The sequence below is a fragment of the Cobetia sp. SIMBA_158 genome, assembly GCF_046566945.1.
GTDB lineage: Bacteria > Pseudomonadota > Gammaproteobacteria > Pseudomonadales > Halomonadaceae > Cobetia > Cobetia amphilecti.
The window spans coordinates 1-252 of the sequence record NZ_JAWJYL010000742.1; the positions used below are offsets into that span (position 1 = coordinate 1).

The following is a 252-nucleotide window of genomic DNA, read 5'->3' on the forward strand; positions in this document are numbered from 1 at the left end:
CTTCAGAATCAAGCCGGAAAACGATTTAAAGAAGACGAAATAGATGCTTTCCTAGAGTGGATGGATGAGGAAATTAAGTCGGCTAAGAATATTATAAAGACTAGTACTGGAATGGGTACTAACTATGCAGTAAATGGTTACGAAAGAAAGAAACGCTATTTAGAGACTAAGAAAATGGGTAGTGGTGTTTTCATTAAGACACCATATGACACTCTGAATAAGTATCTTGATGGTGGATTTGAGTTAGGGGAT

At 36.5% G+C, this 252-nt stretch carries 1 protein-coding gene; it reads left to right on the plus strand.

Annotation, left to right across the window (positions count from 1 at the left end; translation table 11 throughout):
- Positions 1-252 (plus strand): hypothetical protein (locus R2R70_RS21770; RefSeq protein ID WP_410979164.1); only part of this gene is annotated, 252 nt, incomplete at both ends.